Annotated in this window: 18 protein-coding genes; 9 read left to right on the plus strand and 9 right to left on the minus strand. The window is 65.7% G+C overall.

Annotated features, from left to right (window positions below):
- Positions 1-245: 245 nt before the first annotated feature.
- The 4 genes from E2I15_RS32130 to E2I15_RS32145 all read right to left on the minus strand — a co-directional run bounded on the left by E2I15_RS32130 (position 246) and on the right by E2I15_RS32145 (position 5,317).
- Positions 246-1,430, minus strand: coding sequence for a pyridoxal-phosphate-dependent aminotransferase family protein (locus E2I15_RS32130; protein ID WP_137483731.1), 1,185 nt, complete (start codon positions 1,428-1,430; stop codon positions 246-248).
- A 252-nt stretch (positions 1,431-1,682) separates the two neighbouring features.
- Entirely contained in the window at positions 1,683-2,516 is an 834-nt protein-coding gene (locus E2I15_RS32135) for an LssY C-terminal domain-containing protein (protein ID WP_137483732.1), read from the minus strand.
- Positions 2,517-2,700: 184 nt separating this feature from the next.
- Entirely contained in the window at positions 2,701-3,426 is a 726-nt protein-coding gene (locus E2I15_RS32140; protein ID WP_137483733.1) for a thermonuclease family protein, read from the minus strand.
- A 163-nt stretch (positions 3,427-3,589) separates the two neighbouring features.
- Positions 3,590-5,317 carry a hypothetical protein gene (locus E2I15_RS32145; protein ID WP_137483763.1) on the minus strand — a complete coding sequence of 576 codons (1,728 nt, stop codon included), beginning with the start codon at positions 5,315-5,317 and terminating at the stop codon, positions 3,590-3,592.
- 372 nt (positions 5,318-5,689) lie between these two features.
- On the opposite strand from E2I15_RS32145, the gene E2I15_RS32150 reads away from it, so the two are divergent.
- Positions 5,690-6,541: a caspase family protein gene (locus tag E2I15_RS32150; RefSeq protein WP_137483734.1), complete on the plus strand. Its 852-nt coding sequence runs from the start codon at positions 5,690-5,692 to the stop codon at positions 6,539-6,541.
- Positions 6,542-6,836: 295 nt separating this feature from the next.
- Here E2I15_RS32150 and E2I15_RS32155 read toward each other — a convergent pair whose 3' ends face one another.
- On the minus strand, positions 6,837-7,715 hold the full coding sequence (locus tag E2I15_RS32155; RefSeq protein WP_137483735.1) for an efflux RND transporter periplasmic adaptor subunit: 879 nt from the start codon (positions 7,713-7,715) through the stop codon (positions 6,837-6,839).
- 70 nt (positions 7,716-7,785) lie between these two features.
- Complete coding sequence (locus tag E2I15_RS32160) at positions 7,786-8,682, minus strand: alpha/beta fold hydrolase (protein WP_170991825.1); 897 nt, start codon at positions 8,680-8,682, stop codon at positions 7,786-7,788.
- Between the two features lie 391 nt (positions 8,683-9,073).
- Between E2I15_RS32160 and E2I15_RS32165 the strand changes: the two genes are divergently transcribed.
- Together E2I15_RS32165 and E2I15_RS32170 are read left to right on the plus strand one after the other, a co-directional pair.
- Complete coding sequence (locus E2I15_RS32165) at positions 9,074-9,337, plus strand: DNA cytosine methyltransferase (RefSeq protein ID WP_137483737.1); 264 nt, start codon at positions 9,074-9,076, stop codon at positions 9,335-9,337.
- A gap of 66 nt (positions 9,338-9,403) precedes the next feature.
- Entirely contained in the window at positions 9,404-10,177 is a 774-nt protein-coding gene (locus E2I15_RS32170) for a hypothetical protein (RefSeq protein WP_137483738.1), read from the plus strand.
- 65 nt (positions 10,178-10,242) lie between these two features.
- Here E2I15_RS32170 and E2I15_RS32175 read toward each other — a convergent pair whose 3' ends face one another.
- The gene (locus E2I15_RS32175; protein ID WP_137483739.1) at positions 10,243-12,678 is read right to left on the minus strand and encodes an adenylate/guanylate cyclase domain-containing protein; all 2,436 of its coding nucleotides are present in this window, start codon (positions 12,676-12,678) and stop codon (positions 10,243-10,245) included.
- Positions 12,679-12,813: 135 nt separating this feature from the next.
- Positions 12,814-14,871, minus strand: a complete 2,058-nt coding sequence (locus tag E2I15_RS32180) for an AsmA family protein (RefSeq protein ID WP_155262682.1) — start codon at positions 14,869-14,871, stop codon at positions 12,814-12,816.
- Positions 14,872-15,085: 214 nt separating this feature from the next.
- Here E2I15_RS32180 and E2I15_RS32185 point away from each other — a divergent pair, with 214 nt between their 5' ends.
- Positions 15,086-15,760 carry a Crp/Fnr family transcriptional regulator gene (locus E2I15_RS32185; RefSeq protein ID WP_137483741.1) on the plus strand — a complete coding sequence of 225 codons (675 nt, stop codon included), beginning with the start codon at positions 15,086-15,088 and terminating at the stop codon, positions 15,758-15,760.
- Positions 15,761-16,109: 349 nt separating this feature from the next.
- Here the strand turns inward: E2I15_RS32185 and E2I15_RS32190 are convergent, their stop codons facing one another.
- Positions 16,110-16,970 (minus strand): AraC family transcriptional regulator, encoded by an 861-nt coding sequence (locus tag E2I15_RS32190; RefSeq protein ID WP_016845952.1) that lies wholly within the window; start codon positions 16,968-16,970, stop codon positions 16,110-16,112.
- A 185-nt stretch (positions 16,971-17,155) separates the two neighbouring features.
- On the opposite strand from E2I15_RS32190, the gene E2I15_RS32195 reads away from it, so the two are divergent.
- Genes E2I15_RS32195 through E2I15_RS32215 form a run of 5 tightly spaced genes read left to right on the plus strand, consistent with a single transcriptional unit; the run spans position 17,156 to position 23,550 of the window.
- Complete coding sequence (locus E2I15_RS32195; RefSeq protein ID WP_137483742.1) at positions 17,156-18,733, plus strand: ABC transporter substrate-binding protein; 1,578 nt, start codon at positions 17,156-17,158, stop codon at positions 18,731-18,733.
- Positions 18,730-19,731, plus strand: a complete 1,002-nt coding sequence (locus tag E2I15_RS32200) for an ABC transporter permease (RefSeq protein ID WP_137483743.1) — start codon at positions 18,730-18,732, stop codon at positions 19,729-19,731. Before E2I15_RS32195 ends, E2I15_RS32200 begins: the two co-directional genes overlap by 4 nt.
- Positions 19,731-20,564, plus strand: a complete 834-nt coding sequence (locus tag E2I15_RS32205) for an ABC transporter permease (RefSeq protein ID WP_137483744.1) — start codon at positions 19,731-19,733, stop codon at positions 20,562-20,564. Before E2I15_RS32200 ends, E2I15_RS32205 begins: the two co-directional genes overlap by 1 nt.
- Positions 20,561-22,249 (plus strand): dipeptide ABC transporter ATP-binding protein, encoded by a 1,689-nt coding sequence (locus E2I15_RS32210; protein WP_137483745.1) that lies wholly within the window; start codon positions 20,561-20,563, stop codon positions 22,247-22,249. Before E2I15_RS32205 ends, E2I15_RS32210 begins: the two co-directional genes overlap by 4 nt.
- Positions 22,246-23,550 carry an ArgE/DapE family deacylase gene (locus tag E2I15_RS32215; protein WP_137483746.1) on the plus strand — a complete coding sequence of 435 codons (1,305 nt, stop codon included), beginning with the start codon at positions 22,246-22,248 and terminating at the stop codon, positions 23,548-23,550. Before E2I15_RS32210 ends, E2I15_RS32215 begins: the two co-directional genes overlap by 4 nt.
- Position 23,551: the final 1 nt, after the last annotated feature.

Below are 23,551 nucleotides of genomic sequence, written 5' to 3' on the forward strand. Positions count from 1 at the left end.
GTAAAGCGGAAAATGATGACGACGAAAAGTGTTCATGCCTTCGCAAAAAGTCGTGGCAGCTCTTCGTTGCGTTATCCCCGTCATCCTGAGGAGCGCGCCCTTGCGCGCGTCTCGAACGATGCACGGCCCGAATATCGCGGCGTGCTCCGATTCTCTCGCGGCGGGAGCGCGGCCGTCGATCCTTCGAGACGCCCGCCTTTGGCGGGCTCCTCAGGATGACAGGTCAAAGCCTCGGACCCCCTCAGCTACGCCTTCACGTTCTCGCCGAGCCATTGGATGGCGGCGTCGGCGCCGGCCTTGCCGTGCGGGATGTTCAGCGCTGTCAGCGCGACCTCGACGACGCCGAGGGTGCCGAGGATCATCGGGGCGTTGACGTGGCCCATATGCGCGATGCGGAAGGCCTGGCCCTGCAAATCGCCGATGCCGGTGCCGAGCACCACGCCGCATTTCTCCTTGGCGTAGCGCTGGATCGCGGCGGGATCGGCGCCCTTCACGGTCACCGTCGTCACCGTGTTGGAACGCTCGGCGGGCTCGGCGATGTTGAAGCCGAGCACCTGTCCTTCGCCCCAGACGGCGACCGCGCGGCGCACGGCTTCGCCGAGCAGCCGATGCCGCTCAAAGGCATTCTCCAGGCCTTCGGCGTGCAGCATGTTGATCGCCTCGCGCAGCGCGAACAGCAGATGCACCGGCGCGGTGCCGGCATATTTGCGGTAGTGCTCCGAGCCCTCGCGCTCGGTCCAGTCCCAATAGGGCGTGCGCAGATCGGCTTTCTTGTGGGCGTCCCAGGCGCGGTCATTGGCGGCGACGAAGCCGAGGCCGGGCGGCGTCATCAGGCCCTTCTGCGAGCCCGACATCGCGACGTCGACATACCATTTGTCCATCTCGAACGGCATGCAGCCGAGCGAGGCCACGGTGTCGACCATGTACAATGCAGGATGGCCGGCGGCCTTGATCGCCTTGCCGATCGCCTCGATGTCGTTATAGGCGCCGGACGCGGTGTCGACCTGCACCACCAGGATCGCCTTGATGGTGTGCTCCTTGTCGCGCCGCAGCCGCTCCTCGACCTCGGCCGGACGGATCGCGCGGCGCCAGTCGCCCTTCAGCACCTCGACCTCGGCGCCCATCGCGGCCGCGGCCTGGCCCCAACCGATCGCGAAGCGCCCGCTCTCCAGCACCAGCACCTTGTCGCCGCGCGACAGCACGTTGGAGAGCGTCGCCTCCCAGGCGCCGTGGCCGTTGGAGATGTAGATGTAGGACTTGCCCTGGGTGGCGAACAGCCTTGAGAGGTCGCGCAGCAGGCTGTCAGTCAGTTCGACCATCTCGTTGGAGTAGATGTCGAGCGCCGGGCGGTGCATTGCCTGCAGCACCTGATCGGGCATCGTGGTGGGCCCGGGGATGGCCAGAAATTCCCGGCCCGCGCGAACGGTCATCGTCCTGTTCCTTTTGGATAAAGCGCGCAAATCATGCGTGTGAGGGGTCAGGTGCGGAGACTATTCCATCGCGGCTTCGATTGCGAGCAGGACGAAGCAATCCAGCGTTTCCAAAACCGCGGGGCAGCATGATCCGGAAAAGTGCGAAGCGGTTTTCCCCCGCGACAAACGCATGGCGTTTGCGCGGAGATCATGCTCAACAATGAGCTCATGCGCGATGGTGACTCAACCCCGTCTCATCGCGATTTACCCCTATTTGCCGATCGCTTCGACGACCGCGCGCCAGACCTGGTCCTTGAACTCGGTCGCGGCGGGGCTCGGGAGTTGCTCGACGGTGCCCTGGTTCTTGCGGCAGGCCTCGACCAGCCGCAGCACCCAGATTTCGCCGTCGGTGTAATAGGGATCGCCGCCGCCATTGCGGCCGTTGAAGGTCGGGCCGATGCCGGTCACCTGATATTTCGCGGTGGCCATGCCGGCGGACTCGAGGTCCGTGGCGAGCAGCGCGCGTTCGGCGTCGAGGTCGGCCGCGATGTGATGGGTCACGGCGCCGGTGTAGTGGCTGATGCCGACGCTGCGGTCGAGCGTCGCAGCACCCAGCCACACCGGACGCTTCTCCTCGCCCTGATCGAGCACCCTCCAGAACCGGACATGGTTGCGGCGATCCGCGCTCGATCCCACCGGCCGCTCAAAGGCGAGATCCTCGCGGCGGTCGAGATAGAACAGGTTGCTCACCGGCGCATCCTTGTAGGGACGATCGAGCAGCACGCTGCCCACGATCTCGATCGAGGATTTCAGCGTCACCGGATCGGCCGGAAACCAGCCGGCCTCGTGCATCGCGCAGACCACGTCCCTCTTGTCGCCGATCAGCCCGACATTCATCGGATCGCCGGGAATGCCCTGCGCGGTGCGCGTCACCATCGGCAGATCGGCGAGGCCCTTCTGGTGCTCGTAATGCGTCCACAGCGCCGGCAGCAGCAGATAGGCCGCGATCAGGTAGATCGCCAGGACGACCAGCAACAGGATCTGCGCCTGCCGGAGGCGGCTGCGCCGGCGTGACTTCTGCTGATTGACCCCGGTATCGGTCATAGCGTTCCCTTCACCTCTCCCGCTTGCGGGGGAGGTCGGATCGCATCGAGGATGCGATCCGGGTGGGGGCTATCTCCGGAATATGATTCGTGGCGAGACCCCCACCCCAGCCCTTCCCCGCAAGCAAGCGGGAGAGGGAGCAGACCGCCGTCGCGGCTGCACGTCAATCTCATTCCATCAGGTGTCAGCGCCGCGTCTCGCGGCAGCCGGCGGCCTCGGCCTCCTCGACCGAGCAGAACCAGCGCGTGCCCTTGCTGATCTTCATCTCGATCTTGGCGTACCAGCGGCTGGTCCGCTGATGAAAGATGCATTCACCGGAGCGGTTGACGTTGCCCTTGATGGTGCAATCGGGCGAGGGCGCCACCGGGCCGGAGGCCGAGGCGAGCAGGATCGCGTTGGCGCCGTCCGGCGGCTTCACCGCGCCGAGCACGGTGGTCTTCTTGTTGCGCACCCGCCAGTCCCACGGCGCGATGAAGGCGCCCTGCCACATCCCGGCCTTTGCCTCACGCGCGGCCTTCTCGTCGGCTTCGTAGTCGTGCGAGATGCGGGTGTAGGCCAGCGCCCAGCCATTCGCGACCAGCCATTTCTGGATGTCCTCGCCGTCGACCTCGCAGCGTGCGATGGTGCGGCCGCGGCGATCGACCGAGCGGGCGTGGCAGGTCCAGCTCTTGTTGCCGGCATGCTTGATCAGCTCGTCGCGCGCGGCGACGCCGCAGGTCCAGCGCTCGCCCTTGGTGTTGAGGCAGAGCTGGTCGGTCGACGGCGCGTCGATGCCGCCGAGCCGGATGCGGACGCTGCCGATCATGAGCTGGTCGCCGTCGCGGATCTTCGGCACGCCGGTAATGTCGGCGGCGACAGCCAGCGTCGGCAGCGAGAGCAGCAGGCCCGCGGTGAGCAGCGTCTTGAACATCGGCGTTCCCGGCCAGGTTCTTATCGTTCAAAGGGCTTTTGGCGTGCAGTGGTCAGTGCCCAACGATTGTGCGGGCAATTGGGCAACCGTGCCAGTGCTGTTGCGTTTCCGCCAGTTTCAACTTCGCGTCATTCGCCGACGAATCAGCCATTCGGCTACGAAGCTACACCGCGGCCATTCGTCGCTTCGCCAGCGCCAGCGCCATCAGCACGAAGGCCGAGGTCACCTCCGGCCCGCCGACCAGGATGCGGGTCGGCGTCTTCATCTTATTCCACTCATAGGCCCGGTAGGGCCCCTTGCGGCCGCCCTCGCCGAGGCCCTGCACGATGCAGTGCAGCGGCGGCGTGAAGGTCGAGACCTCGGCGCCGAGATGCGCCAGCGCCATCAGCGCCAGCGCGGCGTCGAACGGGTTCATCTCGTGGGTGATCAGCTCGTGCGTGACATAGCCGAGCACGCGGGCGCGGATCAGCGCGAACACGTTGCCGGGATCGATGATGCGCTGCGCCGCCAGCGGCAGCGCGACGAAGGCGGCGTAGCAGCGGCCGAAATAGGCCGAATAGAGCTCGGGCAGATAGTAGATATGCGAGCGCGGATTTTTGAACGCGCCGCTTTCGACCAGATGTTTCTGGAAGGCGATGATGCGATGCACCGTCTCCAGCCGCTGCGGCGTCTCGATGATCTGCCAGCGGGCGAGGTTGCGGAACGAGACCTCGAGGATGTCGAGGTTCAGTGTCGGATCGAGGTCGTTGCCATAGGGCCGCTCGCCGGCGAGATTGTCGATCCAGGTGACGACGCCGCCCTCGTAATCAATGTTATCATTGAGCGGCACGGTGACGCGCGGCTCGTTGGCGCCTGATCGCACCTGGTAGCCGCGGTAGAAGTCGAGCAGCGGCTGCTGCAGGATCGGATCGTCGGAGCCGGCCTGGGTCGCGGCCGAGAACGAGCACGCCGTGGTGTCGCAGTCCGGCACATAGATGCCGAAGCCGAGATCCTGCTTGATCTGGGCGAAGAAGCGCGAGAAGCGCGGATGCCGGCCCGGCGCCAGCGCGGTGATCACCTTCACCGTCGAGCCGTCATGCGACGGCACCTCCTCGGCGCTGGTCTTCAGGCAGAAGTCCACCATGTCGGCGATCGCGCGCCGCGCGGTAACAGCTTCATCCGGCGCGGCGAGCCCGGTCTCGACGAAGCCGAGCAGCGCCTCGGTGAAGAAGGCGTCGTAATAGGCCGAGCGGTGGCGGATCTGCACCGGCTCCCACATCGGCTCGGCGATGCCGCGCCAGGCCGGGTTGATCAGCGTGCGCGCCGGCGAATGCGCGATGAAGATCCGCGCCAGATTGAACAGCAAGGTCGAGTTCTTGTAGCCGCGTGCGTTCAGCCCGGTCAGCGCCATCAGCAGCTCGCGCCCGCCGACGTCGGGGTCGCCGATCAAATTGAAGGCGGCATAGGTCGGGATGAAGCCGTTCCTGCCGAACGAGCGCAGGAGATGCGCGCCGGTCAGCCGGATCACGCGGTCGATCTCGGCGATCGCCGGCGGGCGGCCCGGTGCCGACGCGGCGGGCGGGGCCGGGTGGCGTACGCCAATACCGTCCATCAATGCTGCGACGGGCGTGCCGATCGCGGCCCAGTCCGGCGCCGCGACGTCGCGCGCCGCGGTGAGCGCCGCGCGCAGGCCGGCGAGGCGGTCGGGATCGTTGAGCGCGGGCAGGCCGGTGCGGCGGAGCAGCGCGCGCAGCGGCGGGTTGCCGAGCGCGGTCCGGTAGAATTTTCCGAGATGGGCATCGCCGCCGCGATAGGCCTGCAGCACGGGGTCGCAGACGTCGTACAGCGACGGGCCGTCCTTCCTGACGGTCAGCGACCGGCACACCGCGCCTGCGATCTCGTGAAGGCCCAAGAAGCTCAAAGAATCCCCTTTCCCGAGGAACCGGTTAACGCCGCCGCCCGACGGTGTTTCCAGTCGCTCTGCCCCAAACTCGCAAGCCTTTGGAAAGCTACATGAATCTCTACAAAACACAAATGTGACTGAGGTCACGTAACGGGATTTTAACGGCGTCAATGGCCTCTGCCGGGCGGCAGCATGCGGCAATTCGGGTTGCCCCGGGCGGCCGTCCGGGTTAAAGGAGCGTTTGTTGCGGCGCCGCAAATTGAGCTCAATTCAACGGCACACACACCTCAACCCCATTAAACCTGAACGTCTTTGACGCGACTAACTGGCGCGATCTTCGCTTGAGCGCCATCGGGATAAGAATTGGGACTTAGGAACGCTATGGACCTTAGGCAGCTTCGCATTTCCCGCCGCACCATCGCCGTCTGCGTGGCGGTGGCCGGCACGGTGTCGCTGGCGATTGGCGCCCATGCCGCGCTCAACAAGCGCACCCTCGATGTCGCCAAGGGTGGCGACAAGCTCGTCGCCACCGAGCTGACCGGCAGCATTCCGACCGGCACCTCCCGCCTCGCGCTGATCATCGGCAACGGCCATTACCCGGACGCCGCGGCGCCGCTGGCCCAGCCGATCAACGATGCCCGCACCCTGTCGACGGCGCTGCGCCGCGAGGGCTTTGACGTCGACGTGGTCGAGGATGCGACCAAGGACGACATGTTCCGCGCGGTCGAGCGCATGAAGGCGAAAATTCGCCCCGACACCGTCGTGATGCTGTTCTTCGGCGGCTACGGCGTGCAGGTCGGCCGCGAGAGCTACATGATTCCGGTCGACGCCACGATCTGGAAGGAAGCCGACGTCAAGCGCACCGGCGTCAGCGTCGAGTCCGTGCTCGATGCGATGAAGGAGCGCGGCGCCAAGGCCAAGCTCGTCGTGCTCGATGCCTCGCGCCGCAATCCCTATGAGCGCCGCTTCCGTGCGTTCTCGCACGGTCTCGCGCCGATCAGCCCGCCGGAGAACACCATCGTGCTCAGCTCGGCGACGCCGGGCAAGGTCGCCGACGACAGCAAGGCGCCGAACAGCGTGCTGGTCTCCGAGCTGCTCAACAACCTCAACGCCCAGGCCGGCGCCGAAAGCGCCTTCAACAAGACCCGGGTCGCCATCTCGCGCGCCAGCGAAGGCGAGCAGGTGCCGAGCGTGTCGTCCTCGCTGCTGGAAGACATCAAGCTCGGCGGCTGAGCTAGACTCTTCTGCGCGGGCGTGGGCCCGCGCATTTTGTTCCTAACATCACGAGCTTGCCGTGTGGAGAGAACCCCTCTCCCCCTCCCCCGCAAGGGGGGAGGGAGCCTGACATGCGTGCTCACCTCACACGCGTAGCAGCGCATTGCTTTCATCGCGGCTCACGTAAGGCAGCCACTGGCGGAAGGGTTCCCTCCCCCCTTGCGGGGGAGGGTTAGGGAGAGGGGTGCCGCTTGCTCCGCTGCAGGACGCATCGCGAAGGCGTCGCTGGTTTCCGCGCGCTCGGTCGCGCCACCTACTTCGCATCCGCACTGGCGCCGACCGGCCGCACCGGATCGCCTTCGCGCAGCAGCGCGCCGGCGCGGGCGACGACGATGTCGCCTTCCTGGATGCCGTCGCGGATCTCGACCTGTCCCGCCGACATCAATCCGGTCTCGACCCGCCGCGTCTCGACGCGGCCGCCGCGCACCACCTGCACCACGGTGCCCGCGGTGGAATAGAGGATCGCGGTGAGCGGCACCGCGACGCCGCAGCTCTGCCCGGTCTTGATCTGGGCGCGGCCGGACGAATTCACCAGCAGCCGCTTGTTCGCGCCGATGCCGATGAACACCTGGCCGAGCTGGCTGTTCGGCTCGACCGTCGGCGCGATCCGCCGCACCTTGCCGTCGAGATCGCCGGCGCCGAGGATCTTGAGCTGCGCCGTCTGCTCGGTCTTCAGCTTGGCGATGTCGCGGGTCGGCACCATCCCGACCAGATCGTACTCGCTCTTGGCGATGACCGAGAACAGCGCGTCCTTGCCCGATGCTGGCGCGCCCACGATCGCCGACGACGCCGAGATCGTGCCCGCCACCGGCGCCGTGACGTTGACCGAGTTGGCGCCGTCGGTCAGCTTCGCCAGCACCTGGCCGGCGGTGACGGTGTCGCCGGGATCGGCCAGCACCTCCGTCACCTTCAATCCGAACCGTTCGGGCCGGATCTGCTGCTCGTCGCGCGGCAGCACGATGCCCGAGACCTCGACGATATTGCCAAAGCAGAACTTTGCGGCCTTCAGCACCGTCACCGCCGCGCCCTTCGGCACGGCGTCGGCCTCGCCCGCGGCAAGCGCGGGAGAGGCCGCGAGCACGAGCAGCGCGGAGGCGGCGAGGGCTGAGGCACGCGTGCGAGGCAAAATCATCGGCAAACTATTCCCAAAATGCAGCGCGTTTTCGAGCGAAGTGGGTACCGGTTCGCGTAAAGAAAACGCGTCAACCAAGACTCCTCCTGAATACCAGATGCCGCCTGGCCGAGCCAGCCGGCCGCGCCGCGTCGGCCGGCCCCGCATCCGCCGCCAGCTCCAGCTTCGCCAGCTCCAAATTCGCCAGCTCCTCGGCGCGCCAGATGTGCCGCAGGATCTCCGGGTTGACCCGATCGGCATGCGTCACCGGCAGCATGTGGCCGGCACCCGGCAGATGCCGCAGCTCGGCGCCATCGATCAGCGCGGCGAGTTTGGCGACAATGCGCTGCGTCACATAGGGCGACAGCCCGCCCGACAGCAGCAGCGTCGGCACCTTCAACGCACGCGCGGCTTCCGCCACTCCGTCGAGGTCGAGCGCGGCGTTGAAATCGCAAGGCAGCTTGTCGGCCTGCTCGATCATCCGCAGCCGCCCGCTCGGCGAGAACTGTTCGCGCGGCCCGGAGCCGGCCCAGAACGCGGTGAACGCCTCGACCGCCTCCATCACGGCGCCGTCGAGAATATCCTTTGAGACGATCTGCGCGATCCGCGCGAAGCGGTCGTAGAGCCGCGCGTCGGCAGGCGTGTCGCGAAGCAACGTCGGAAGCACCGGCTCGATGAGCGTCAGGCTGCGAACGTGCTGCGCATAAGGCGAGGCGGTCGCCAGCCGAAACGCGATCGCCGCGCCATAGGAATGCCCGATCAGGTGGATCGGCCCGTCGGCCTTGGCGAGCCAGGGCTCGAGCCGCGCGATCTCGCCGTCCAGCGTCCGCGGCCAGTCGCGCCCGCAGGCGGCAACGCCATAGCCGGAAATATCCGGCGCCATGAACCGGTCGCCGCCGAGCGCGGCCGCAAGTTTGGTCCATTGCCGTCCCGACCCCAGCGAGCAATGCAGCGCCACCACCGACGCCGCCGCGTGCGTCCCATCCAAACCCGTCCTGCTTGTTCTTGGTCTCAGCAAGCGCGCCTGTCCCGCGCGCCCGTCATGACGCGAGCGACGCGGGGATGGGCTATTCCGGGGAAGGGCGCGGGAGGTCGTGATCGCGGAGGGGAGAGGATTCCACTGGATGGTGAGGTTTCTGGATAAACCTGTGCAATAGGAACAAATATAGAACATTTGGATTGTTCGGCGGGAAAGATTGTGTCACCGTGAGATTCGTTGACACAGAGATTCGGGGGGCAGCGTGGCAACCAAACGCACGCGATTTACTAGCTTGTGCCAACAGGCCGGCCTTTCCTTCGACGAAGCTATTGAATTAATTGAAGTATCTCGTAGTACTGGCTATCGATACCAATCGGGAAGAAGCGAGCTGAAGGGAGCTGTGCTCAAGCTCCTGGAGGAGGCGGCTGCCTACCGTGCCGACGACATCCCTAGCTGGTTCCGGTTTATCGACCTGTTCGCCGGGATCGGTGGCTTGCGCAAAGGCTTCGAGAGCATATCGCCTACGATCCGTCAGAGGATGATGAAGACGGTGAAGGCTGGAAAGCGGATTGGAAACGCTTTTGCAGCGAAGGGCTTGGGGTTGAGGATGAGCCGGAGGAATTGGAGGACGCCGAGGCCAGAGAATCGTGGGTGGACGATCTAGTTCGCCGTTATTGTGAGACTAGAGCTTTTGTTGAGAAAGCTAGACAGATGATCCCGGAGCCCACACATGGCTGATGACTTGCGTCGACTTAACGAAGCTGGAATTGCTCAATTCGCAGAATACCTGAGTCAGGGGGCGATCGGAGCGCCGCCGCATCATCTGCTCAACCATCCCGATACGTCGGAGGCACTCGCGCTTCCGGTGAAAATGACGCTTCGGACCTTTAAGAACCGATATGAATTTGGCCGTGAACTCGGGATGCGTCTCGCATCGCTCGATCAGGCCAGGATGTCTAACGACCGGGGCCTTTGGACGTGGCTCGCGCTTTACTTCTTCGACCAACTGTGTCCGCCGAGCGCCGGAGGGAAGCGCAAGCTGGATAAGCATTATCGGTATATTTTAAGCGGTCATTTTCGGCACTACTACCGCCATCTCGTCCGTTCACCTTGGCAACTATGCCGCGATCATGGTCCGAATTCTCGCTTCCTGCTTCTGGCAGCAAACGATGATGGCGAGGAGCCGCTTCGCCGTCACGGAGATGTTCTTGAACAGCTTGGTGGTACCCAAAGCATTATCCGCAGTCGCCCGATCATTGCCGAGGCTTCGCGCCTTTACTCGGACCCGATCTCAGGTCGACCTCGCAAAGGAGCGGCCGGGAAGGGCGGCGGGAGTGTCAGACGCTTCGCCAGAGTTTTGCGTCAATTGGATCTAACTTTTGATCCAGACTTCATGCCGGCCGGTGGCCTGAGTGCTGTCCTGCCCGTTGAATTTAATGCTTGGAAGAAGACTATGGCGAAACCCTCTCTTGAGCAGGGTACAAAGCCAACAGTTCACCCCTAGCACTCTCTCGAAAGAGGCTGAGCGGTAGCGTCTGTGCTAACGAAGGACCATACAGAGAGCGTGGCTTACTCCGCCGCCGCCTCCGCTGATGGCTCGCCCTTCCACCGCAAGATCTCCGCGGCGAGGATGGGATGATTGAATCCCTTCAGCACGAGGTCGTCGATGGCGCGGCCTTCGACGAAGGGCTCGACCATGCCGTAGACGCGGCGGCTCACCACGATCTGGCCGGCCTTGGCCTCGCCGCAGAGGCGCGAGGCGAGGTTGGTGACGCTGCCGATCGCGGCATATTCCAGCCGCTGCTCGAAGCCGACCTGGCCGAGCGTGGCATAGCCGAGCGCAATGCCGATGCCGAAGCCGAGACTGTGCCCGCGGTTGCGCCATTTCTCGGTCAGCGGGCCGACCGTGTCGCGCATCTCCACCGCCATCTTCACGGCGCGCGCGGTGTGGTCGGCGAGCTGGATCGGCGCGTTGAACAGGATCATCACGCCGTCGCCGGCATATTTGTCGAGCGTGCCTTCGTACTTGAAGATCAGCTTGCCGAGCGCGGCGTGATATTCGCGCAGCACGTTCATCGCCTCTTCCGGCTCGGTCGCCTCGGTGAAGGCGGTGAAGCCGCGCAGGTCGCAGAACACCACGGTGACCTCGCGGCGGTGGCTGTCGAGCAGGCCCTCGGGATTGTCGGACGAGGCGATCAGCTGCGCCACCTGCGGCGCCAGGAAGCGCTCGAGCCTTCGCACGCGCTCGAGCTCGCCGAGCTGGGTCTCGACCCGCTGCTCCAGCGACTTGTTCCAGTCCTTGAGCGCTTCGGTCTGCTCGCGCAGCTTGTCGGCCTGCTCGCGCACGGTGGCGTTGGCCTCCTCCAGCGCGCGGCTCTTCTGGTCCACCTCGGTGAACAGCCGCGCGTTGCGCATCGCCAGCACCGCCTGGTGTGCAAAGGTCTTCATCAGGCCGATCAGGCTCGCCGGGAAGTCGCCGGCCGCCTTGCGCAGCACCACCAGCGCGCCGAGCACGCCCTGCTGGTCGACCAGCGGCACCACCAGCACGGAGTGGAAGCCGGCGCCGACCACGACATCGCGCAGCGGATAATCGGCACTTGCCGCCAGATCGGGAAACGCCAGCGGCTCGCCCTTCGCGGCGGCCTCGCCGAGCGGGCTGTTGGGCGCGTCGATCGTGCGATGACGGCCTTCGGCCGCAGCGGCGATGCCGATCGATTGCGTCAGGTTGAACGTGCGCTGTGCGGCGTCATAGCCATAGATCAGCACGGCATCGGCTTGGGTGATCTCGAGCGCGCGGGCGCCGACCGTCGGCAGCACGGCGGCAAGGTCGAGCGAGGACGCCACCGCGCGGCCGACCTCCTCCAGCACCTTCAGCTCGTTGATCGATTGCGCGAGGTCGCGGGTGCGCTCCTTCACCTTGGCCTCAAGGTCGGAATAGGTCTCGGCAAGCTGGGTGGCCATGCTGTTGAATTGCCCGGCGAGCTCCTCCAGCTCATCCGATGTCTTCACCTCGATGCGATGGCCGAAGTCGCCGGCCCCTAACCGCCGCGCGCCGGTGCGCAGCGCGGTGATCGGCTCCAGCATGCGCCGCGCCAGGATCGTGCCGGCGATGATCGCGACCACGAGGCCGAGCGCGATCAAAAGCGCGATGCGCACCAGCTGGTCGCGGATCGGCGACAGCGCCTGCGCGGTCGGCTGCTCATAGAACACGTGCCAGCCGAGGTTCGGCGCGGCCGTTGCTGTGGTCAGCACCGCATTGCCGTCGACATCCTTGCCGGAAGCGATCGGCCTGCCGCCGGGCGACAGCACCGCGGCGACCTGCGGCAGCGCGGCGAGGTCCTTGCCGACCTCCGGCCCCTTCGACGAGCTCGCCAGCACGCGGCCCTTGCCGTCGACGACATAGGCATGCGCGAGGCGGCCGACCTGGGAATCGCCGAAATAGTCATTGAGGAAGCGCAGGTCGATCTCGGCCATGGTGACGCCGGCATTGAAGCCGGAATGCTGCTCGCCGATCGATATGAACGGCCGCCCGTCGCGAAAATACGCCGGCGCGTAGGCGGTGCCGCGGGCGATGGTCTCGATGAATCTGACATCGCGGGAAAAGTCGGCGTTGGAGTTGACCGTGGTGGTCTGGCGCGACAGCCGCAGCAACTCGCGGCCCTGGCCGCTGATCAGGGTGAGCTGGCTCACCGCCGGCACCTGGCCGAGCAATTGCGCGTAGTCGGCGCGGCGCAGCTCGATCGTGTTGGAGGAGGCGCGGGTCACCCAGGAGATCTGCCGCTCGAGATCGGAGATCGCCTGCTCGATCCGCTTGGCGGTGGCGTCCGCCTTCTCGCTCATCGCGTCCGTCAGCGTGCCTTTGATGCCGCGGTAGCTGATCCAGGTCTCGAGCGCGCCGTTGACCGCGAGCACGAACACGACGAGGCCGACCAGCGCGAGGACATATTTGGCGAACAGCCCGCCGCGCAGGAACCAGTTCTTGCCCTCGTCCGTAGCCGCGTTCATCCAGCCTCGTCCGCCCCCTCGCATCAACCGGGTGCGCCGCATGATCCGCCGCTGTTTAGCACGGATCGGCGAGGCGGGGCGGCCGCTCGGGCCGCATGGTTATCCCTTCATATCGGCGGGGGATGTCCGGGAATATCAGCGATTGAACAGCTGACGCAGCACGTCCTTCATCGCCGGACTATCGTGCTGCTCGGCGGTCTCGCCGGGCGGAGGGGGCGGCGGAGGAGCCGGATCGGCGGCCGGCGGCGCGTCCGCCTCGGGCTTGGCCAGGCTGCGGCTCGGCCGCGATGCGTTGCCCTGGTTGAGGGTGGAGAGGCCCTGCTGCAGCAGATTGCCGATGGTGTCGCCAAGCTGCCCGCCGAGCGGGTTGCTCTGGCCGGCGCCGCCGCCCGGGGGGTGGCCGGCGCCGGGCTGCGCGCCGCCCTGCACGCCGTTGAACAGATTGGTAAGCCCGTTGAGGCCTTCACTCAGCCCCTGGCCGTTCTGCCCGAACAGGCCCTTGCCCATCTCCTTGAGCTTGGCATAGGCGGCCTGCGGATTGTCGAGGATGCCCTGCATCTCCGGATAGATCCGCGGCGATACCCAGGGTCCCTCGAGCATCACGGGGATGCCGAGGCCGACCGGATCGCCGGCGCGGCCCTGGCCTTCGGTGGTCATCACGAGCTGCGGCTCGACGCGGAACCCGATCTGGCGGGTGTTGAGGTCGATGGTGCCGACCCCGGTCATTTTCACCAGCGGGCCGATCAGATTGAGATCGGTGGTGACGGCCTGGCCCTTGTCGACCTTGAACGAGGCCGAGAGCTGGCTGAGATCGGTCGACAATTCCTGGCTTGCCTGCCAGCCCGACAAGGTGCTGGTGGTGAGGCTCCGGATCATCTGCGCCACATTGAGGCCGAGGATCTTGCCGTCCTGGAACACGACGAAGGCGGTGCCGCCGAGATTGCCGACGATGGCGCGCTCGCTGCTGCCTTGCGAGGTCAGTGCGATCTTGGCCTGCATCTTGCCGTCGAGCTTGTCGAATTCGGCGAGGCTCTTCAGCACCGGCAGCGCGCGCACCCCGACGAGGTCGAGCCGCAGCGCGTAGGTTGGCGTGGCGCCTCGCGCATCGACGGTGACGTCGCCATTGGCGGTACCCTCATAGGCGCCGAGCTCGGCGAGCCGGCCCTTCAGCACGCCGCTGTCGATCGACGCGTCGATTGCCGCCTGCGCAAAGCGGCCGTCGCCGATCACGAGCTCCGCCGCCGAGATGCGCGCCTGCGCGTCGACATAGTTGAGCCCGGCAAGATCGATCGACGCGTTGCTCCAGGTATTGGTGCCGAGCGGCGGCGTGGAGCCGGACTGGCCCGGCGGCATCGCGATCGCAATGCGCTGGAAGTCGAGATCGAGCTTCACCAGCGGCTTGTTGCTGGCGAAATCGACCGAGGCCCAGCCGGTGAAGCCGCCATCGCCGAGCGTGCCGGACACGCCGTTGAACATCACCACCGTGCCGTTCAGCCGCGCGTCCGCATTCGCCTTGATCGGCGCGGGCAACAGGCCGGGCGCATCGATGCTGAATTCAGCCGGCACGCTCTGACGCTCCAGCGGCGCTTGCGGCGCGGTCGCGCGGATCTCGAACCTCAGCGGCTTGTCGCCGGCCTGTGCGTCACCCGTCACGACGATCTTGCGGTCGTCGCCGATCGTCGCGTCCGCGTTGAGCGTCTCGATCCGGTTCTCGACCCGGTCGCGCACATTGGAGAAGACGATGGTTCCGCCGGTGATGCTGACATGCCGGATCGCGATGCCGCCGCCATCGGACGCGGAGGATTTCGCCGGCGGATTGTGGTCGCGGGTGCGCTCGCGCTGCAGCGGCAGGTTGATCACCGGCTTGACGATTGCAAGGTCGGTGATGTCGGGCTGGCCCGACCACAGGCTCGACAGCGTCATCTCGGCCTCGACGCTGCTTGCCGCGAACCGGTTGTTGACGTCGCGCCCCCGCGGGTCCTGCAACACGACGTCGCTCAGCGTCAGATTGACCCTCGGCCAGAGGCCGATCTTGGCGCCGCCATTGATGGTGAGCTTGTAGCCGGTCTCGCGCTCGACCCGATCGGTGATGGCGGATGTGAGGAACGAGGACGGGATCCCGACCGCTGCGACCAGCGCGATGATCACGATCACGGCAGCGATGGCGGCCCCGGCGAATTTCAGTGCTCTCATGTCGTTGTTCCAGGCCGGGCAAGCGGAGTTCCGCCGCAGAAAAACACGGCCGATCACACGAGTTTATCCCGCAAGCGGGATCTGGCTCCAATGACCGGAAAAATAATCCGTTACCGCATGAACTTATGTGACCTCTCACACACTCTTATGAGGGTGATTTTTGCTAACCGGGCGTCAGGGGATCGCTCGGATGGATTTGGAAGGCAGCAGTACAATGAGCAAACAGGCCGAATTTGCGGTCATTCTGAAGATGAACCCGATGTTCGCCGATCTCGGTGCGGACGAATTGCAGCGGCTTTCCGGCCTCTGCCACACCCAGCAGCTGGCGACCGGCGAGGTGCTGTTCCAGAAAGGCGATCCCGGCGATGCCCTGTTTGGGGTCCGCCGTGGCCAGATCCGGATCGAGACCGGTGCCTCCGACGGCAGCCGGCTCACACTGAACTTCATGGGATCGGGCGACCTGTTCGGCGAGGTCGCCGTGCTCGACGGTCAGGACCGCACCGCGGATGCGACCGCGGGCGAGCCCAGCGAATTATTCGTGTTGCGGCGGCAGGATTTCCTCGGCTTCCTCGAGCGCGAGCCGAAGGTTGCGGTCAGGCTGATCGAATTGCTATGCCAGCGCATCCGATGGCAGAGCGAGCGCATGGAAGAATCCGTGCTGCAACCATTGCCGGTCCGCCTCGCACGGCGGCTGTGCGCGCTGGCCGAGGATTTCGGTTCCGAGGTGCACATCTCGCAGGAACAGCTCGGCATCTTCGTCGGCGCCGCGCGCGAAAGCGTCAACCGGCAGCTGCAGACCTGGCGCAGGGACGGCATCGTCGACCTGCAACGCGGCCGGATCATGCTGCACAACATGACCAAGCTGGCGGCGGTTGCCCGCAACGACTAGAACATTTTCGGTTCTGATTGAATCAGAACCGAACTCTAGCTTGTCCTTTGGAAGCGTTTTCTTTACGCGAACCGGCGGTCGCTTCGCTCGAAAACGCTATAAGGCGGACCGCATGCAACGCGCGCGCGAAGGTGAGATTTTCTCGCGCGCTTTGCTTGCGGATGTTGACGCACTCCTGCCTAAAAGACGTGCTTGCATGATGAGGCCGGTACCGCTTTCATCCGGCCGCCGGTCCTTGGGGTGACACCCAGCCTTTGCTGGCCTCACGCCATCCACCTGCAAACCCCTGCGGTCTCTCCCGTTGACCGCAGGGGTTTTGCGTTCCGGCAGATGCGTGACGCGAATTCGCCTACCGCATCACCACTTCGGGATCGGCCCAGCGCAGATACTGGCGCGGCGCGGCGCCGAGCTCGCGCTTGAACATCGCGGCGAAGGCGCTCGGGCTTTCATAGCCGACGTCGAGCGCAACGCAGGTGACGGCCTCGCCGGCGCCGAGCCGCGCCAGCGCTTCGAGCAGCCGCACCCGCTGGCGCCATGCCGCAAAACTCTGGCCGGTCTCGCGCCGGAACAGACGCGTCAACGTCCGCCGGCTGAGCTGGCAGCGATCGGCCCATTCGTCGAGCGTGAGATCGGAACTCGGATCGACCAGCACGGCCTCGCAGATCGCGGCGAGCCGCGGATCGGGCGGCACCTGCACATGCAGCGACACTTCCGGCATCCTGCCGATCTCGTCGAGCAGGAAATCGACCAGCCGGCCGTCGCGCCCTTCCGGATCGTATCGGGTCGGCATGTGCACCGCTTCTTCCATCAACGCTTCGACCAGCGCGGAGACCCTGATCAGGCGGCATGTCGCCGGAGCATTCCTGATGCGGTCAGGCGTGACATAGATGGTCTGGATCTCGACCTCGCCCCAGGCCCGCGACTGGTGCGCGACGCCGGCCGGAATCCACAGGCCGTGGCCGGGCGGCACGACGAAATGGCCGCGCTCGGTCATCATCGAGGTGACACCCGCGGTCTGCAGGATGAATTGATCGCGTCGGTGCGCGTGTCGCGCGCTGGTGCTTTCGTTCGGATAGGAGGCCGCCATCGCCGCGAGCGGCCGTTCGACCTGTTGCAGTTGTCCGGCATAGTGCGCGGCCGCTGCGGGACCCGATTGCTTGCGGCAGACGCGCAAGCCGGTGGTGTCATTTCGTCGCGCTGCGACTTTCAAGTGTCGTGAGCTCCTGATCGATCGTCGTTTTCGCAGGGTGCTCATGCATCTTCCGGGCCACTTGGCCCGATCGCGATGGTTGTTGTCCCTCTTCAGGTAGCGCGGGATATGGCGTTTGGCAACAATACCTCACCCCGCGGCATTCGCCGAAATCGAATGTGAGAGCGCGGAGACGGAGAGGTCCGATGAACAGACGCGAATTCACCAAGGCAATGCTGGCCTGCGGTGCAGCCATCCCGTTCGGCATCACGCGGGCGGCGGGCCAGACCCGCGGTGGGACGCTCAACACCATCATCCAGCCAGAGCCGCCGGTTCTGGTGACCGCGCTGAACCAGCAGCAGCCGACCTTGACGCTTGGCGGCAAGATTTACGAAGGCCTGCTGAAATACGGCGCCGATCTCAAGCCGATGCCCGGCATGGCACAATCGTGGGAGATCTCGCCCGACGGTCTGACCTATACGTTCAAGCTGTTTCCGGGCATCACCTTCCACGACGGCAAGCCGATGACCTCGGAGGACGTGGTCTTCAGCTGCATGAAGCTGCTGGTGGAGACGCACCCGCGCGCACGGCAAAACTTCGCCCGCGTGGCGTCGGCGGAGGCGCCCGATCCGCTCACCGTCGTGTTCAAATTGAAGCAGCCGTTCGCGCCCTTCATCGGCTGCTTCGATTGCACGTCGGCCCCGATCGTGCCCAAGCACATCTATGACGGCACCGACTACCGCAAGAACCCGGAGAACGACAAGGCGATCGGCACTGGCCCCTTCAAGCTGAAGGAGTGGGTGCGCGGTTCGCATGTTCATCTCGTCCGCCACGACGGCTACTATCAGAAGGACCAGCCCTATCTCGACGAGATCGTCTACCGCGTGATTCCGGATGCAGCCTCGCGCGCGCTGGCGCTCGAGAACGGCACGGTGCAGCTCGTGCAATGGTCCGACGTCGAATTCTATGACGTCCAGCGCTTCAAGGCGCAGAAGAACCTCGAATTCACCACCAAGGGCTACGAGTATTTCGCGCCGCATCAGTGGCTCGAAATGAACAACCGCATCGCGCCGATGAACGACAAGCGGTTCCGCCAGGCGGTGATGCACCTGATCGATCGCGAGGCGTTCAGCAAGCGGGTCTATTTCGGCAATGCCAAGGTGGCGACCGGACCGATCTCGTCGAAGACGCGGTTCTACGATCCGAACGTGAAGCGCTACGAGTTTTCGGTCGACAAGGCCAAGGCCCTGCTCGACGACATGGGATTGAAGCCTGGCGCCAACGGCAAGCGCGCCGAGATCAAGTATATCGTGCCGCCCTATGGCGAGTCCTATCAGCGGGCCGGCGAATTCTTTCGCCAGAGTTTTGCGCGGGTCGGCATCGATCTCGTGCTGGTCGGCACCGACATGGCCGGGTGGGCCGAGAAGGTCGGCAACTGGGATTATGAGATGACCCAGAATCTGCTCTACCAGCTCGGCGATCCCGCGCTGGGCGTCGCCCGCACCTATATTTCGTCGAACATCAAGAAGGGCATCCTGTTCTCCAACACGCAGGGCTATTCGAATCCCGAGGTCGACAAACTGTTCGACGAGGCCGCGGTGACGCTCGACGAGTCCAAGCGCCAGGAGCTCTACAGCAAGGTGCAGCAGATCCTGGTCGAGGACGTGCCGGTGGCCTGGACGCTCGAGATCGAATATCCCATCATCTACGACAAGGCGTTCAAGAACATCGTGACGACGGGCATCGGCTCGCACGAAACCTTCGGGTCGGTCTACAAATCGTGACCCGGCTCGGGAGCGCCGCCGCGATCGGACTTCAAGCGGTCAGCCGCATCGCCCAGCTCGTCGCCGTGATCCTCGTCATCGCGACGTTCAACTTCGTGCTGGTGCGGGCCGCCCCAGGCGATCCGGCCCAGGTCATGGCCGGGCAATCCGGCGCGTCCGATCCAAAACTGCTCGACGACCTGCGCAAGGAGTACGGGCTCGACAAGCCGTATTTCGTGCAGCTTGCGAGCCACCTCGGCCGAGTCGTCAGGCTCGACCTCGGCTATTCCTACCGCCAGCGCCGTCCGGTCGTCGATCTGATCCTCGAACGGCTTCCGGCGACGCTTCTCTTGACCGTAACGGCCTTTTGCCTCGCGCTCCTGATCGGCACCGCGCTCGGCGCGCTGGCCGGGCTCGCGGCGGGCAGCGTGCTCGATACGGTGTTCACCGTGCTCTCGCTCGTGCTCTACGCGACGCCGGTGTTCTGGCTCGGCCTGATGCTCGTGCTGGTGTTCTCGGTGACGCTCGGCTGGCTGCCGCCGTTCGGTTACGAGACCATCAACGTCCAGCTTTCGCCGGTCGAACATGCGCTCGACATCATGAAACACATGATCATGCCGGTCACGTCGCTGGCGGCGATCTATCTGGCGATCTATGCGCGGCTGATGCGATCCTCGATCATCGAGGTGGCGCAGCAGGATTTCATCAAGACCGCGCGCGCCAAGGGCCTGTCCGGAACGCGCATCGTGGTCGGCCACATGCTGCGCAATGCGCTGGTGCCGGTCGTCACCGTCGCCGGCATGCAGGCCGGCGCGCTGGTCGGCGGCGCCGTGGTGATCGAGACCGTGTTTGCCTGGCCGGGCCTCGGCCGCCTGACCTTCGAGGCACTGCTGCAGCGCGACTATCCGGTCCTGCTCGGCATCTTCCTGATCCTCTCGATCGTCGTGATCGCGCTCAACCTGCTCACCGACCTCGTCTACCGGCTGATCGATCCCCGCATGACCACGGGGGCGGCGTGATGTACACGGTGCGCGCCTTCCTGCGTCATCCGAGCGGAATGATCGGCCTTGTCCTGCTGCTCGTCGTCGTTGTCGTCGCGATCATCGCGCCGATCGCATTTCCGGTCTCGCCCTGGGAGATGGTCGGCGCGCCGTTCACGCCGCCCGGCGAGGACGGATTATGGCTCGGCGGCGATACGCTCGGCCGCGACGTCGCCGCCGGGGTCGCCTATGGCGCGCGCGTCTCGCTCCTGATCGGCATCGCCTCTGCGCTCGCGGCGATGGCGATCGGCGTCGTGATCGGTGCGATCTCAGGTTATTTCGGCGGCAAGATCGATCTGGTGCTGATGCGGATGACGGAATTGTTCCAGACCATTCCGGCCTTCGTGCTAGCCATCCTGCTGGTCGCGACCTTCAATCCGTCGCTGCTGACGATCATCCTGACCATCGGCGCGGTGAGCTGGCCGCCGCTGGCGCGGCTCACGCGCGCCGAATTCCTCCGTCTGCGGCACCGCGAATTCGTCGAGGCCGCGCTGTGCCAGGGTGAACGCACCTGGCGCATCGTGCTCGGCCATATCCTGCCGAACGCGATCTCGCCGATCCTTGTGGTGACGTCGCTGACGGTTGCCACGGCGATCCTGCTGGAAAGCGCGCTGTCCTTCATGGGGCTCGGCGATCCCAATCTGATGTCGTGGGGCTTCATGATCGGCGCGGGCCGCACCGTGATCCGGAATGCGTGGTGGATGAGCGTGTTTCCCGGCCTCGCCATCCTCGTCACCGTGCTGGCGATCAACCTGTTCGGCGAGGGACTGTCTGACGTCCTCAACCCGCGCGTCTCGAGGCGCCGGTCATGAGGGAAACCATGCAATCCGGCGCGTCTGTTCTTGCCGTCGAGGGCCTGTCGATCGCGCTCCCCAAGGGGGGCGACCGGCCCTTGGCGGTCGAGAATGTGTCGTTTGAAATCAGGCCAAACGAAGTGGTTTGCCTGGTCGGCGAATCCGGCTCCGGCAAGTCGATGATTGCGCATGCGGTGCTGTCGCTGTTGCCGCGGGGCGTCGACATCGCGTCCGGCGCCGTGACGGTCGCAGGGCAGGATCCGTCGAAGCTCGACGGCCGCGCCCTCCGCAAGTTGCGCGGCGGCAACACCGCGATGATCTTTCAGGAGCCGTTGTCCTCGCTCAATCCGCTGAAGCGCGTCGGCAGGCAGATCGAGGAGATGATCCTGGCGCACCAGCGGCCTGCGCCCTCGGTGACCGAAGTCCGCGAGCGGGTGCTGACGCTGCTGACCCAGGTCGGGCTGCCGAATCCGCAGCTGCTGGAAAAGAGCTACCCGTTCGAGCTTTCCGGCGGCCAGCGCCAGCGCGTGATGATCGCGATGGCGATGGCCAACCGCCCCGCGCTCCTGATCGCGGACGAGCCGACCACCGCGCTCGATGTCACGACCCAGCGCCAGATCCTGCGCCTGATCGACGATCTCCGGCGCGAGCGCGGCATGGGCGTGCTGCTGATCACCCATGATTTCGGCGTCGTTGCCGACGTTGCCGACCGCGTCGTGGTGCTGCGCCATGGCAAGGTGGTCGAGCAGGGCACGGCCAGCGAAGTGCTTCGCAATCCGCAGGCCGCCTACACGCGCGAATTGATCGACGCGGTGCCGAAGGCGCGCCTCGCCGACATCCACGAGGCCATCGTGCGTCCCGAGCCGTTGCTCGAGGTCATCGGCCTGCAAAAGACCTTTCGGGTCAAGCGCGGCTGGCTGCAGCCGCCACGCGAGGTGATCGCCGCTGATGGCCTCTCGCTGACGCTGCACGAGGGCGAGACGCTTGCGGTGGTCGGGGAATCCGGCTCCGGCAAGTCGACGCTCGGGCGCATGATCATGCGGCTAACCGAGCCTGATGCCGGCGCCATCCGCTTTGGCGGCGCGGATCTCCGGCAGCTGCGCGGCGAGGCGTTGCGCCAGGCGCGGCGCCAGCTCCAGATCGTGTTCCAGGATCCGTTTGCCAGTCTCGATCCGCGCCAGAAGGTCGGCGATGCCATCGCGCGTGGGCCGATGGCCTATGGCGCGTCGCGGGCCGAGGCGATGGCGCAGGCGAACAAGCTCCTGGTGCGGGTCGGCCTGTCGGAGACCGCCGCCGATCGCTACCCGCACGAATTCTCGGGCGGCCAGCGCCAGCGTATCTGCATCGCGCGGGCGCTGGCGCTGAAGCCGCGGGTCCTGATCGCCGACGAGGCGGTCTCGGCGCTGGACGTCTCGGTGCAGGCCCAGGTGCTGGCGCTGCTCGCCGAGTTGCGCCAGGAGATGCGGCTTGCGATGATCTTCATCACGCACGATTTGCGGATCGCCGCCGAGATCGCCGACCGCGTCATCGTCCTGCAGAAGGGGCGTATCGTGGAGGAAGGCACCACCGCCGACGTGTTCACCACGCCGCGCCAAGCCTACACCCGCGATCTGCTCGATGCGATTCCCGGGCGCGATTTCTTCGATCAGCCGGGCTTTGCGGCCGCGGCCGATGCACGCCCCACAGCAAGGATCAATTCATGACCGACAGCCGTTCAGTCCCCCTTCCGGCCGGCGCGCACGAGCGCATCGAGGCGGCTGTCGACGCCGCCTTCGAGCAGCAGATCGCGACCACGATCGCCTTCTCGTCGATTCCCAGCACGCGCGGTCAGGAAGGTCCCTGTCAGGACATGTTCGCCAAGCTGCTGCGCGAGCGCGGCTATGAGGTCGACGACTGGGTCATCAATCAGGACGAGCTGAAGACGCTGCCCGGCTACGGGCCGGTCGAGACCGATTTCTCCCGCGCGCGGACCGTCGTCGGCACCTATCGGCCGGCGCGCGAGGAGGGACGTTCGCTGATCCTTCAGGGGCATTGCGACGTGGTGCCGGTCGGGCCGCTCGACATGTGGGAGCGGCCGCCGTTCCAGCCGGTGGTCGAGGACGGCTGGCTCTATGGCCGCGGCACCGGCGACATGAAGTCGGGCACCATTGCCGCGCTCTACGCGCTCGATGCGGTGAAGGCCGCGGGCTTTGCGCCGAAGGGCCGCATCCATCTGCAATCCGTGATCGAGGAGGAGAGCACCGGTCTCGGCGCGCTCTCGACCTTGCAGCGCGGCTACCGTGCCGATGCCTGCCTGCTGCCGGAGCCGACCGAGGAACGGTTGATGCGCGCCCAGGTCGGCGTGATCTGGTTTCGCCTCAGGGTTCGCGGAATCCCGGTCCATGTCGCGCGCGCCGGCACCGGCTCCAATGCCATCCGCGCCGCCTATCATCTGATCGGCCATCTCGACGTGCTGGAGGCGGAGTGGAACGAGCGTGCCAAGTCGCATCGTTTCTTCGGCGCGGTGCATCACCCGCTCAACTTCAATCCCGGCATCATCAAGGGCGGCGATTGGGCCTCCAGCGTGCCGGCGTGGTGCGACGTCGATTGCCGGATCGGAATCCTGCCGGGATGGAAAATCGCCGACTGCCAGGCCGAGATCGTCGATTGCGTGACCAAGGCCGCCCGGGCCCATCCGTTCCTCGCCAACAATCCGCCGGAGATCGTCTGGTCCGGCTTCCTGTCGCCGGGCTATGAAGCGACCGAGGTGCAGGAGAGCGAGGCCGTTCTCGGCTCGGTCTACGAGCATGTATTCGGGCGCGAGCTGACGGATTTTCCCTCGACCGCGCTGACGGATGCGCGCTTCTATAGTCTGGACTACGGTGTTCCCGCCTTCTGCTTCGGCGCCAGGATGGAGAACGCGCACGGCTTCAATGAACGGGTCCAGCTCGATTCGCTGAAGAACGTCACCAAGGCCTACGCCCTCTTCGTCGCGAGCTGGTGCGGTATCGACGCATATAATTAAC

It is taken from the genome of Bradyrhizobium sp. BR2003, from assembly GCF_009720285.1.
Lineage (GTDB): Bacteria > Pseudomonadota > Alphaproteobacteria > Rhizobiales > Xanthobacteraceae > Bradyrhizobium > Bradyrhizobium elkanii.